The sequence below is a fragment of the Cytobacillus oceanisediminis genome (assembly GCF_007830235.1).
Taxonomy (GTDB): domain Bacteria; phylum Bacillota; class Bacilli; order Bacillales; family Cytobacillaceae; genus Cytobacillus; species Cytobacillus oceanisediminis.
This window is the reverse complement of record NZ_VLKI01000010.1, coordinates 1-12,829: the sequence shown is the minus strand read 5'-3', so window position 1 is coordinate 12,829 and position 12,829 is coordinate 1. Positions and strand designations below refer to the sequence as shown.

Annotated in this window: 14 protein-coding genes and 1 other annotated feature; of the genes, 12 read left to right on the top strand and 2 right to left on the bottom strand. The window is 42.7% G+C overall.

Annotated features, from left to right (window positions below; genetic code table 11):
* Positions 1 to 48 precede the first annotated feature (48 nt).
* The 8 genes from IQ19_RS16385 to pheA all read left to right on the top strand — a co-directional run bounded on the left by IQ19_RS16385 (position 49) and on the right by pheA (position 6,673).
* Entirely contained in the window at positions 49 to 1,524 is a 1,476-nt protein-coding gene (locus IQ19_RS16385; RefSeq protein ID WP_242021029.1) for an Rne/Rng family ribonuclease, read from the top strand.
* A 188-nt stretch (positions 1,525 to 1,712) separates the two neighbouring features.
* Positions 1,713 to 1,837 (top strand) — a sequence feature (ribosomal protein L21 leader region).
* Between the two features lie 13 nt (positions 1,838 to 1,850).
* A complete protein-coding gene (gene rplU / locus IQ19_RS16380) occupies positions 1,851 to 2,159 on the top strand; it encodes a 50S ribosomal protein L21 (RefSeq protein ID WP_076257366.1) in 309 nt (102 codons plus the stop codon).
* Between the two features lie 14 nt (positions 2,160 to 2,173).
* Positions 2,174 to 2,515 carry a ribosomal-processing cysteine protease Prp gene (locus tag IQ19_RS16375; RefSeq protein WP_144543453.1) on the top strand — a complete coding sequence of 114 codons (342 nt, stop codon included), beginning with the start codon at positions 2,174 to 2,176 and terminating at the stop codon, positions 2,513 to 2,515.
* A complete protein-coding gene (gene rpmA / locus IQ19_RS16370) occupies positions 2,516 to 2,809 on the top strand; it encodes a 50S ribosomal protein L27 (protein ID WP_026585361.1) in 294 nt (97 codons plus the stop codon).
* A 269-nt stretch (positions 2,810 to 3,078) separates the two neighbouring features.
* A complete protein-coding gene (locus IQ19_RS16365; protein WP_144543452.1) occupies positions 3,079 to 3,630 on the top strand; it encodes a sporulation initiation phosphotransferase B in 552 nt (183 codons plus the stop codon).
* A gap of 144 nt (positions 3,631 to 3,774) precedes the next feature.
* Positions 3,775 to 5,070, top strand: a complete 1,296-nt coding sequence (gene obgE / locus IQ19_RS16360) for a GTPase ObgE (protein WP_144543451.1) — start codon at positions 3,775 to 3,777, stop codon at positions 5,068 to 5,070.
* Between the two features lie 25 nt (positions 5,071 to 5,095).
* A complete protein-coding gene (locus tag IQ19_RS16355; RefSeq protein WP_144543450.1) occupies positions 5,096 to 5,551 on the top strand; it encodes an ACT domain-containing protein in 456 nt (151 codons plus the stop codon).
* A gap of 243 nt (positions 5,552 to 5,794) precedes the next feature.
* Positions 5,795 to 6,673 carry a prephenate dehydratase gene (gene pheA, locus IQ19_RS16350; protein ID WP_144543449.1) on the top strand — a complete coding sequence of 293 codons (879 nt, stop codon included), beginning with the start codon at positions 5,795 to 5,797 and terminating at the stop codon, positions 6,671 to 6,673.
* A 120-nt stretch (positions 6,674 to 6,793) separates the two neighbouring features.
* Here the strand turns inward: pheA and IQ19_RS16345 are convergent, their stop codons facing one another.
* Positions 6,794 to 7,333 (bottom strand): transcription repressor NadR, encoded by a 540-nt coding sequence (locus tag IQ19_RS16345; protein ID WP_144543448.1) that lies wholly within the window; start codon positions 7,331 to 7,333, stop codon positions 6,794 to 6,796.
* A gap of 66 nt (positions 7,334 to 7,399) precedes the next feature.
* A complete protein-coding gene (locus tag IQ19_RS16340) occupies positions 7,400 to 8,548 on the bottom strand; it encodes an IscS subfamily cysteine desulfurase (RefSeq protein WP_242021028.1) in 1,149 nt (382 codons plus the stop codon).
* 414 nt (positions 8,549 to 8,962) lie between these two features.
* Here IQ19_RS16340 and nadB point away from each other — a divergent pair, with 414 nt between their 5' ends.
* The 4 genes from nadB to IQ19_RS16320 form a co-directional block, all read left to right on the top strand.
* Positions 8,963 to 10,549, top strand: a complete 1,587-nt coding sequence (nadB, locus tag IQ19_RS16335) for an L-aspartate oxidase (protein ID WP_144543447.1) — start codon at positions 8,963 to 8,965, stop codon at positions 10,547 to 10,549.
* Positions 10,518 to 11,354 (top strand): carboxylating nicotinate-nucleotide diphosphorylase, encoded by an 837-nt coding sequence (gene nadC / locus IQ19_RS16330; protein WP_144543446.1) that lies wholly within the window; start codon positions 10,518 to 10,520, stop codon positions 11,352 to 11,354. The genes nadB and nadC overlap by 32 nt, the downstream gene beginning before the upstream one ends.
* 32 nt (positions 11,355 to 11,386) lie before the next feature.
* A complete protein-coding gene (gene nadA / locus IQ19_RS16325; protein WP_144543445.1) occupies positions 11,387 to 12,493 on the top strand; it encodes a quinolinate synthase NadA in 1,107 nt (368 codons plus the stop codon).
* A 106-nt stretch (positions 12,494 to 12,599) separates the two neighbouring features.
* Positions 12,600 to 12,829: transposase (locus IQ19_RS16320; protein ID WP_144543444.1), on the top strand; the 230-nt coding region annotated here is incomplete at its 3' end.

Sequence of the window (12,829 nt, the reverse complement as noted above, 5' to 3'; positions counted from 1 at the left end):
TTTAAAGATGGCACAGCTTGATTACTGCGTTAAAGTGAGGAAATGTATTTGGATAAGATAGTTGTTAATTATGTAGCAAGAGAACGGAGATTTGCACGCTTTAAAAATAACAGGGTCGAGAAGCTTTTTATTGATCAGCCGAAGCATCGGTCATCGGTTGGAAATATTTATATGGGAACGGTTGCCAAGGTCATGCCTGGGCTGAATGCTGCCTTTGTAGAAATTGGTGAAGAGGAAAGCGGCTTTCTTCATCGCGATAAATTGGCTTCCTACATTCAATCTAACGAAGAAAAGCTTGTTAAGGATAAAAGGAGTATTTCTTCCTATGTGCATCAGGGGGAAAAGCTTCTTGTGCAGATTGAGAAGGATGCGACAGGAACGAAAGGCCCGAGATTGTCGGGGCTGATTGAGTTTTCCGGCGATTCACTCATTTATATGCCTAACGGCCGTTATGTAGCCGTTTCAAAAAAGATTGAGGATAGTGCTGCCAGAGAAAAATGCCGCCAGTTTGGCTATCGTCTAAAAGAAGAGAACGAAGGGCTGATTTTCAGGACCTCCTCTCAAAAGAAACAGGAAGCTGAACTGATTGAAGAGCTCGAAAAGCTTAGGATGGAGTACAGGGATATCTTAAGGACAGCTGAAGCTCTAAAAAAGCCAGGAAAAGTATTTGAAGTGGATTCCTTTATTGTGGAAATTCTCGAAGAAATAAAGGACCTGAAAGAAGGAGAAGTCGTTGTAGACGATTTAAACCTGAAAAATTTGCTCCAGCAATCCAGCAGTCTCCCTATTCACCTGCACACCGGCAAGGAAAATATTTTTGCTGCCTATAAAATAGAAGCTGAGATTGACAAAGCGCTAAAGCGTATTGTTTGGCTTGAAAATGGGGCTTACCTGATTTTTGACGAAGCAGAAGCCTTAACGGTTATAGATGTGAATACTGGAAAATACATCGGTAAACAGGATCGTAGTGATACCGTTTTGAAGACCAATAAATGGGCGGCTGAAGAAGCTGCAAGGCAAATCCGGCTCCGGGATATTGGCGGCATGATTTTAATTGATTTTATCGATATGAAAGAAGAGTCTGACCGAAAGCATATTCTTGCCAAAATGGAAGCTGCGCTGAAGGAAGATGATAGGCGCACTAATTTGGTGGGATTTACCCCGCTAGGAATCCTTCAGCTGACCAGAAAGAAAACGAAGCCGGCGATTTCTGAGTCACTTACCGAAAGGTGTACAGTATGTGAAGGCACCGGAAGGGTTTTGAGTGGTGAAACGATTGCATTCAGACTTGAAAGGGAATTATGGGAGCACCGGGGCCAGGACCATGAAGCAGTTTTGGTTGAAACCACACCGGAAGTAGCAGGGGTCTTTTCCGGTGAGAATGAAATCCATAAAAAAAGAATAGAAGACAGTATCGGCTTGGAAGTGATCTTTACCTTCAAGGATACTTGTAAGCCATTTTATGAAATAAGGCAGTTTGGCAATGCGGAAGAATTAAAGAAAAAGCAGGCGAGGGAAAAATAATCCCGGCCTGCTTTTGTTTTGGGAAGCAAGAGCATTATTTGCCACTTTCCCAGGAAGGACAAAAGCTATATAATAGATAGGCATGCAAGTAAAATATTTAATTGGATGCCTTTGGGGAGAATCATATAATTCTTATTGACATGATTATTCATTATATGATAGGATTTTCATGTTATGTTTGTAGCGCACCCGTGCTACAACCGCTCAGAACAGGTTGTTAAGTCCGCGCAGTTGTGTCTAGCTGCGAGTGCCGATAAACAGGCACTCTCCGCTTTTCTTGTCGGCGCCTGGGATGGCGAGTCTTAGTCTAAGAGGAGGTGCAGTTCATGTACGCGATTATTGAAACTGGCGGAAAGCAATTACGTGTAGAAGAAGGTCAAGCTATCTACATCGAAAAGCTTAACGCAGAAGCAGGCGAAACAGTTACTTTTGAAAAGGTTCTTTTCGTTGGCGGAGATAGTGTAAAAGTAGGAAGCCCTGTAGTTGATGGTGCTACTGTTACAGCTAAAGTTGAAAAACAAGGCCGTCAAAAGAAAATCACTGTTTTCAAGTACAAAGCGAAGAAAAACTATCGCAAGAAGCAAGGTCATCGTCAGCCATACACTAAAGTTGTGATTGAAAAAATCAACGCTTAATAAGGCGATATTAGATGATTGATGTTACGATTAATCGTAAAAGCTCCGGAAATATTCATTCGTTTGAAATTAGCGGTCATGCATTCTTTGCAAATAGAGGAAAAGATATCGTCTGTGCAGGCGTATCTGCTGTCTCCATTGGCGCAATCAATGCCGTGCACGCCTTAACCGGTGTGACGCCAGAGATTGGCCAGGGGGAGGATGGCTTTCTCCGCTGTGTTCTGCCGGATCTGCCGGAGGACGTAAATGAGAAAGTCCAACTTCTTCTTGAAGGCATGGTCATATCATTGCAGACGATTGAAGAAGACTACGGAAAGTATATAAACATTACCTTCAAAAAGCAGGAGGTGGAATAAATGCTATTAAAATTAGATCTTCAGTTGTTCGCTTCTAAAAAGGGAGTAGGTTCTACAAAGAACGGCCGTGATTCAATCGCTAAGCGTCTTGGCGCTAAGCGTGCAGACGGACAATTCGTAACTGGCGGCTCTATCCTATACCGTCAGCGCGGTACTAAGATCTACCCAGGTGTAAACGTGGGTAAAGGCGGCGACGACACACTATTTGCGAAAGTAGACGGTGTTGTTAAGTTCGAGCGTCTAGGACGTGACCGTAAGCAAGTGAGCGTATATCCTGCAGCTCAAGAGGCGTAAGCCTTTCGAGAAAACCCTAGCCCACAAGGTTAGGGTTTTCTTTTTGGTTAAAAAAATTTCACACATGCACTTCGGCTTATTTTTTTATATGGAATTTATAGCTTTTTAGAAGACAGCTTACTTTTTTGAGGAAGCTGGGTCTGCTTCTCGATACATAAAGCAATATTTTCTTATTTAGCATAAAATTGCTTACTGTCATTTAGTTTTTTGATATACTTACAGCAAGCAGCAGTCTTCTGACACCTTAATAACCATACAGGAGTGCATATATGGAAAAAGACTGGAATATGATTGAGGTGCTGCGTCATGCCCGGCATGACTGGCTAAATAAAATACAATTAATTAAAGGTAATCTTTCCCTTAACAAGGTTGACAGGGCAAAGGAAATTATAGATGAAATTGTGGTGGAAGCACAGCAGGAAGCAAAACTGTCGAATTTAAACCTTCCACAATTTGCTTCACTTCTTTTCACATATAACTGGGAGAATCATTCCTTCCAGCTTGAATATGAAGTCCTGGATGATGCAATAGCAGGACGATTGGATGATTGCATTCTTTCTGAGTGGACAGGCTCTTTTTTTGACTGTCTTAATTCATCGGTAAAGCCTTACCATGAAAATCATTTATCCGTTTCAATCGGTCATGAAAAAGAAGGTGCTCGTTTCTTTTTTGATTTTAGCGGAATAATAACAGATATGGGCAGTTTGGAACAATTTTTAAAAAAGGAATATGCTGACATAACTGTAGCTGTTCAGGTATTAGCTGAACAGGAGCTAGCGCTGGAGCTTTTTGTGCCATTTGCTGCAAATGGCAGAGAGTGATTTCCGTCGTAAAAAGTAATACTATAAAGTGAAACTCTGCAGGTTTGGGGGTAATCCTTCAAGGTAGGAGTGGATCCAGTCAGTACCGGCTGTTTGGCTGAATGCCAGGCAATCGGGACATACTGCAGACGGGAGGAATAAAAAATGTTTGTCGATCAAGTCAAAGTTTATGTAAAAGGTGGCGACGGGGGTAACGGAATGGTTGCTTTCCGCCGTGAAAAATATGTGCCGAATGGCGGCCCTGCCGGCGGTGACGGCGGTAAAGGCGCCGATGTTGTTTTTGAAGTAAATGAGGGTTTGCGTACGTTAATGGATTTCCGTTATCAGCGCCATTTTAAAGCGCCTCGCGGTGAGCATGGGATGTCCAAGAACATGCATGGCAGAAATTCAAAAGATATGATTGTAAAAGTCCCTCCTGGCACAGTTGTAACGGATGCAGAAACAGGCGAAGTAATAGCAGACTTAACTGAGCATGGCCAAAGAGCTGTTATTGCCAGAGGTGGACGGGGCGGCAGAGGAAACACCCGCTTTGCCACACCTGCGAACCCAGCACCAGAATTGTCAGAGCATGGTGAGCCTGGCCAGGAAAGGGATGTAGTTCTTGAATTAAAGCTTCTTGCAGACGTAGGTTTGGTTGGTTTTCCAAGTGTAGGAAAATCCACGCTTTTATCTGTTGTATCCTCTGCAAGGCCGAAAATTGCCGAGTATCATTTTACAACCATTGTACCTAATTTGGGCGTGGTTGAAACAGAGGATGGACGTAGCTTTGTTATGGCAGATTTGCCGGGGTTAATCGAAGGCGCCCATTCAGGAGTAGGTCTTGGCCACCAATTTTTAAGGCATATCGAGAGGACAAGGGTCATTGTTCACGTTATTGATATGGCAGCAGTAGAGGGAAAAGATCCTTATGAAGATTATTTAACCATCAATAACGAGCTGAAAGAGTACAACTTGCGATTAACAGAAAGACCGCAAATTATTGTTGCTAATAAAATGGATATGCCGGAGTCAAAAGAAAACCTTGAGAAATTTAAAGAGCGACTGGAAGAGGATTACCCAATCTTCCCTATTTCGGCTGTTACACGCCAGGGGCTAAGGGACTTATTATTTGCAATCGCTGATAAAATCGAAGAGACACCTGAATTTCCTCTTGCACATGAAGAAGAGGGAGAAGAAACCGGAGTTCATCGCGTTCTTTACAAGCATGAAGCCGATCAAACAGAGTTTGTTATTACAAGGGATCCGGCTGGAGTGTTTGTTGTATCTGGAGATGCAATTGAGAAGCTCTTTAAGATGACGGATTTCTCAAGAGACGAATCTGTCCGCAGATTTGCAAGGCAGCTGCGCGGTATGGGTGTAGATGATGCTCTTCGCGAAAAAGGAGCAAAAGACGGCGACACCGTCAAGCTCCTTGATTACGAATTCGAGTTTATTGACTAACCTTCTCGATTGACGGGGTGGAGAAATGAGAAAAGATAGATTCGATAAAAAATTTTATTTGGTTCGTGAAGATGTTTTGCCTGAAGCAATGAAAAAAACATTGGATGCGAAGGAAATGATCGAAAGGGGAAAGGCTGAATCGGTTTGGGACGCCGTCCAGAAAGTTGATTTGAGCCGGAGTGCTTTTTATAAATACAGAGACACTGTGTTTCCTTTTCATACCGTTGTAAAAGAACGGCTTATAACATTATTTTTTCATTTGGAAGACCGGTCGGGGACGCTATCCCATTTGTTGGGAGTAGTAGCATCATCAGGATGCAATGTCCTCACGATTCACCAGACTATTCCCCTTCAAGGGAGGGCCAATGTCACTTTATCCTTGAATGTAACTGGAATGGGGATAGACATTGATGAGCTTTTAACCAGGCTCCGAAAATTGGAATTTGTAGAAAAAGTAGAGGTGCTGGGAACAGGTGCGTAAGGAATTGCGCTCCGGTATCCGGCCCTTTTTTTCGCTAAAAGACAAGTTTAACGTAGTTTTATAAATGTACTTTTATTAACTAGGTTCCAATTATAATATCTGATCATAAATACCATGGCTTGGCGATTGCCTGGTTTTTCTAAAATTTTCATTTCGTCATTTACACACATATGTTAAAGTGGTAAAGTATAAAGAAAGTTTTCAGTAAGTTGAAACAACTCTGACGAAGGGGAGGAAGTTACCGTGAAAATTGGATTCTTGGGCCCGAAGGCAACGTTCACAGATATAGCGGTGAGGAGCTTATTTCCGAAAGAGACAGCAGTTCCCTACCCGACAATACCCGCTTGCTTTGATGCTATGATCGGAAATGAAATAGACTTGGCGGTAGTTCCTCTTGAGAACGCATTGGAAGGTTCAGTGAACATTACTCTAGATTATTTAATCCATGAGGTAGATTTGCCGATAGTTGGCGAACTAACAGCACCTATACGCCAGCATTTTATGGTCCATCCCGGCAATTTGGAAGATTGGGCAGAAACAGATGTGGTTTACAGTCATTCCCATGCCATTGCCCAATGCCACAAATTTTTACATAAAGAGCTGAAAGGAATTCCATGTGAAAGTACAACTTCCACGGCTGCCGCAGCACAATATGTTAAAGATCACCCAGGTGAAAAAGCTGGTGCCATTGCCAATGAATTAGCTGCCCAGGTGTACGGATTGGCTATTGCAAAAGAGGATATACACGACTTTGATTTCAACCATACAAAATTCATTGTTTTATCCAATAAGAAAATCACAATTGAAGAAGACAGGGAAGAGTTTTCCGGACATAAAACGACTGTCATGGTTACATTGCCGGCTGACAGGGCAGGAGCGCTTCACCAAGTGCTTTCTGCGTTTGCTTGGAGGAAATTAAATTTAACTAAAATAGAATCAAGACCAATGAAAACGGGATTGGGCAATTACTTCTTTATCATAGATATAGATATGAAACAGGATGATGTGCTGATACCTGGGGCGGTTGCCGAATTGGAAGCATTAGGATGCAGCGTGAAAATATTGGGGAGTTACCCGTATTTCCATCTGCATAAAAAGGAAAATAAGGTCCTTCAAGACTAAATGGCTTTGTATCAATCATACATGGTATTGCTTTCCATTTTTCGGGTCATTGCTTGTTCCGGTGCGGTTTTCATTGGCTATAAAAAAGCACTGCCGGCATTGCCGGAAGTGCATCTCATATTACAGGTCAATTAGAAACCCTGCTTTTTTTAATGACTGTTCAGCTTCATCCAGTTTTTGTTCGGATGGCGCAGAGATGGTGTGAAGGTGTATGCCGTCCGTTAGCTCTGATAAGAAAGCCGCATTTGTGGATTTTATTTTTTCCATAAACTGCTTTACTTCTTTACGGGTCGACACCATAACAGAAGCGGTTAAGTCCCCATACACGGGATGCTCGATTTTTACATCTTTTATTGTGACCCCGTGATCAACAAGGAGATTTAATTCTTCTTCTGTCCTCTCGGGGTGATGATGGCAGGCAATGGTACGTTCAGCTGTAACAGAAGGAGACGCCTGATGAAGATACATATAACCCTGGCTTGTAGCAATGATCGGTTCGTTTCTTGCCTTAAGCAATGTTATATCTCCTACAATCACTTGCCTGCTGACATTTGTCTTCGCAGCAAGCTCACCGCCTGTTATGGGCTGCCCGCTTTCTTTAAGAAGCTGGAGCAAAAAGGATCTTCGTTCTTCTCCGAGTACCTTTTTTTGTTCCTTCATGTTTTACTCTCCCTTACTTTCCGATAATGTCTCATTCTAACATAATAACCGGAAGAAGATAAAAACTTAAAGCGGCACTGGTGCCTGTACGATTTCTGTAAGTGTTCTGCCTAAAGCTTTTGCTTCTTCGACGGACGTATTCCATCCAAAAGAAATTCGGATAAATTCCTTGCCGCTTTTTCCAGACACTCCAAGTGCCTTCATCGTTTTTGATATAGCCTTCATTCCTGTCTGGCAGGCGCTTCCAGTTGAAATGGCAAAGCCATGTCTGTTGCATTCCAGCATGATGTATTGGCCTTCAAGTTCTTTAATGCGCAATCCTAATGTCGAAGAGAGCTGGTACTCGCGCCCAAAGTCGTAAATCACGAATTTCCCTTTTGCAGTCTCAAGTTCCTGCAGAAGGGCATCGCGCAACAGTTGAAAGTGTCTGGTATGGACATTAAGATTTTCATATGCCTTCTGGGCTGCAACCGTCATCCCTGCAATACCTGGAACATTTACGGTTCCTGGCCTGAATCCTTTTTCATGGGACACTCCTGGTAAAAAAGCATCCCACCGCAATCCGGGTTGAAGGTAAACAGCTCCAACCCCTTTTGGACCATAAAATTTATGTCCTGAAAAAGATAAACTGTCAACATTCGCTGCTATTTCTTTTAAATCAGTTTTGCCAAATGTATGGACACAATCACTGTGCAGCAAAATCCCTTTTGATTTGCAAATATCGCTAATTTCAAGGATTGGCTGCAATGTGCCTATTTCAGGATTGCCGTGCTGAAGGGTAATCAATACGGTATCATCCCTTATGGCTGCCTTTAATTTCTCTTGGTCAATACGTCCATCAATTCCAAAAGGGACCTTGGTAATTTCATATCCTTTTTCCAGACTGAGCTTTTCCAATATGATATGAATTGAAGAGTGCTCGGCCATCCCCATAATAATATGTTTCCCAATTTTCTCCGAAGAAGAAAGCAGTGCATGAATTGCAAGGAAATTCCCTTCCGTCCCCCCGCTTGTAAAGTAGATACCTTCCCTCTCTATACCCAAAATTTTTGCAAGTTCCGCACGGCAATTTTCGAGAAGGCCCTCAGCCACACTGCCTGTATCATGAAGGCTCCTTGAATTGCCAAAGAATTCACTTGAAGCTTTTATATAGGCATCTGCCGCTTCTCTATCCAGTGGACATGTTGCGGCATAATCAAAGTATTTTATAATCACACCTGCTTTCGTTTTTTATAAATTTTTTCTTTGGGCTTTATTATACTTGCCAGTTGATTTTTACTCCAAGCGCTCAGCTTATCGAGGGAGGTCCGGAGCCTCCTCGGCGGCCTGCACACCAGTGGGGTCTGCCTTTGACTCGCTTCTCCCGCTGGACATTGAATGAGCCTCCTCGAATAAACACCGCACGAAGGAAATGCAAATGCATTTTTACGGATCTGGCGCCTTCCGTTCCAGTCAACAGGGTGCCGATATCAACAACGAGCTTTAACAGAGCCTTTTCTTTAAATACATACAGTTCTCTGCTTAAAACGGACAGAAGTTCCTCTTATTCTATGAAAAACTCTTGTCATAATTCTAAAACTATGTAAATATAGGTGTCAAGACACCTGTAAAAACAGGAGGTAAAAAGTGATGTACGCCGACGTTCTAATTATTGGAAGCGGGGTAGCTGCTTTGCAGCTGGCAAAGAAGCTGCGCCGAGACTTAAATGTGATTATTATCACAAAGTCTGCTGTGGAAAATGGAAATTCCTATATGGCACAAGGTGGGATTGCTGCTGCTCTCGGAATCAACGACCATCCCTCTAAGCACTACATGGATACACTTGAGGCAGGGAGATTCCATAATGATTTTGATGCAGTCTTGGCCCTTACAAATGAAGCCCCATCCCTTATTAATAGCCTTTTTGAAGACGGCTGCATGTTCGATAGGGACTCAAACGGATTCCTCGCATTGGGCAGGGAGGGCGCCCATACAGAAAATAGAATTGTCCATGGAGGCGGAGACGCAACCGGAAAGACAGTAATTGATTTTATGCTATCAAAGAAATACGAAAACATTAGAATCATAGAAAATATGCATGTGTTTGACTTGCTGATAAATGAGTCGGACGGCAGGTGCATAGGTGCAAAAGGAAAAGACACTAATGGCAATATTAATAGGTTCTTTTCAGACCATGTTGTGCTGGCTACCGGCGGGTGCGGACAGCTATATGAATTTACATCCAATGCTGAAACCGTAACAGGAGATGGCATTGCCCTGGCATATAGGGCAGGAGCAAAGATAGTAGATATGGAGTTCATACAGTTTCACCCTACTTTACTCTATAAAGACGGCAAAGCTTTAGGCCTGGTCTCTGAAGCGGTAAGGGGGGAGGGTGGCAGTCTGGTCACTGATGAAGGCAAACCAATCATGGAAGGCATTCATCCTCAAGGAGACCTGGCACCTAGACATGTCGTGTCACAGACCATTTACAATCTGTTGAAAGAAGAAAAATCGGTCTTTTTGGATATTTCCCCCATTGAAAACTTTAAATCAAGATTTCCAACCATTACAGATATCTGTGAGCAAAATGAAGTAAACATAAGCCTGGGAAGAATTCCTGTTTCACCAGGCAGCCACTTCTTGATGGGAGGGATTAAAACCGATTTACTGGGAAGAAGCAGCATACCCGGTTTGTATGCAATAGGAGAAGCTGCGTGCACGGGCATACACGGCGCAAACCGCCTTGCAAGCAATTCGCTGCTGGAGGGCTTATTCTTTGGCAAAAAATTGGCGGAATGGATTAATGAACAGCCTGCCTGTGAATTCAGTAAAAAGGATCCAAGTCCAGAGTCAGGAGGAATGAGTCCTTCACCAGAGTATTTACCTTCCATAACTGAAATAAAGGCAAATATGATGAAGCATGCGGGCATTATCAGAACAAAGGAAGGGCTGCTGAAGCAGCTTGCTTGGCTTGAGAGCTTTCAAATTGAAAAATGGGTAGCAGCGGAATTCGATGATCTTTCCCAGGATGAGATTACAAGGGCATGCATGCTGATTGCTGCATGGCTTGTAACCGATTCCGCCCTAAAAAGGACGGAAAGCAGGGGTGGCCATTTCCGCCAGGATTTTCCCTTCGAAAACAATCATGAATGGCTTAGAAAAAGCATTATTCAATGCCGAAAAATAGAAAAGGATGGTAAAAATGAACAAATTAAAGCTGCGATTGCAACTTGAACAATTCTTCCTGGAAGATATCGGCGACCGTGACCTGACAAGCGAACTGATATTTGGGGAAGGCCAGACCGGGAAGGTTGTTTTCATTGCTAAAGAAAATGGGATTTTTTGCGGAGAAGAAATTATCCGGTCAGGATACACAGTTCTCCATTCAAGTGTGGATATTGACTTAAAAGTACAGGACGGAGAAAAGATTGAGAAAGGTCAAATTCTTGCAGAAGCATACGGCCCTGCAGCTATTCTTTTAAAAGGAGAAAGAGTTATTTTGAATCTTCTCCAAAGAATGAGCGGGATTGCAACGAAAACAAATGAGGCTGTCAGTATTCTTAACAGCTCCCATACAAAAATTTGCGACACAAGGAAAACAACTCCCGGCCTGAGAATGCCAGAAAAATATGCAGTCAGGTGCGGCGGCGGATTTAACCATCGTTATGGCCTTTACGATGCAGTTATGATTAAAGATAACCACATTTCTTTTGCAGGTTCGATTGCAAAAGCAGTGGAAGCAGCACGGTCAAAAATTGGGCATATGGTAAAGATCGAAGTCGAAACAGAGACAAAAGAACAGGTAATGGAAGCAGTTGAGGCAGGGGCGGATGTTATTATGTTCGACAACAGGAAGCCTGAAGAAATTAAAGAGTGGATCAGCCTTGTTCCTGAAACAATCCTGACAGAAGCGTCCGGAGGCATAACATTAGAAAACTTGGCCAGTTATAGAGATACTGGGGTGGATTTTATTTCGCTCGGTTTTCTCACACATTCAGTAAAGGCGCTTGATATTAGCGTGAAAGTTACCGTCGAATAAAAAAAGTATATATGCAAAGGGGGATGAAGGATATGAGTATTTTTCAGACAGCAGAAAAACAATCAAATATTCTTCCGGAAAAATATCGCAGGATGACAGTTTTGGAACTCGAGTCACGTGTAAGGGAGATAAAAGAAAAGCTGGGGAAGAAGCTATTTATCCCCGGTCACCATTACCAAAAAGATGAGGTTATTCAGTTTGCCGATGCCACTGGTGATTCATTAAAGCTTGCCCAGCTTTCAGAGGAGAACAAGGATGCAGAATACATTGTATTTTGCGGAGTCCATTTTATGGCTGAAACCGCGGATATATTGACAACTCCAGTACAAAAAGTGCTTTTGCCAGACATGCGTGCGGGCTGTTCCATGGCTGATATGGCAGATATACACCAAACTGAAAGAGCCTGGGCGAAGCTCGTTAATATATTTGGGGAAACCATGCTACCTTTAACCTATGTAAATTCCACTGCAGCCATTAAAGCTTTCGTAGGCCGTCATGGAGGAGCGACGGTCACTTCTTCAAATGCTGAAAAGATGGTGAGCTGGGCATTTGAGCAAAGGCCGAGAATTTTATTCCTTCCTGATCAGCATTTAGGCAGAAATACTGCCTATAATTTAGGAGTTGGGCTTGATGAAATGGCTGTTTGGAACCCGGTTTCAGATAAGCTGGAATATGAGGGCCCCCTTGAGAACGTTAAAGTGATCCTATGGAAGGGTCATTGTTCCGTTCATGAAAATTTTACTGTGGAAAATGTAAAAGAAGTCCGCAAACAGTACCCGGAAATGAAAATCATTGTTCATCCTGAATGCAAAAGGGAAGTTGTAGCAATCTCCGATATGGCTGGATCGACGAATTATATAATAGAGGCAATTGAAAATTCCAAACCGGGTTCTTCATGGGCGATTGGAACGGAAATGAATCTGGTTAACAGGATTATCAATCAGCACCCGGATAAGCATATTCTCTCTCTTAATCCACATATGTGTCCTTGTTTGACTATGAACCGTATTGATTTGCCGCACCTGGTTTGGTGCCTGGAAACAATTGAACGGGGTGAAGGTCACAATCGAATCCAAGTAGAAGAGCAGACAGCAGCTTTTGCCAAACTGGCATTGGACAGAATGCTGGAACGGCCATGATAAAATAAAAATCCTCCCCAATAGACTAACCTAGATAAATGAGACACTATAAAACACCTTCGAAATGGTACACTTAATTAAAGTGTTAATTCGGAGGTGTTTTTGCGTGGGCAAAAACGTATATTCAAATGAGGTTAAATGGGCAGTAGTTAAAGATAAGATGAGTGGTCAGTTTACGAATCAAGAAATCATGGAGAAGTATGGGATTAAAAATGTGTCTCAAATCAAAACGTGGATGAAATGGTATCGTGAAAATCAGGTGCATCGATTCGACCAACCAATAGGTAAACAATATTCATATGGTCATGGACCTGACAGTTCAAGTGATGAAGAGAA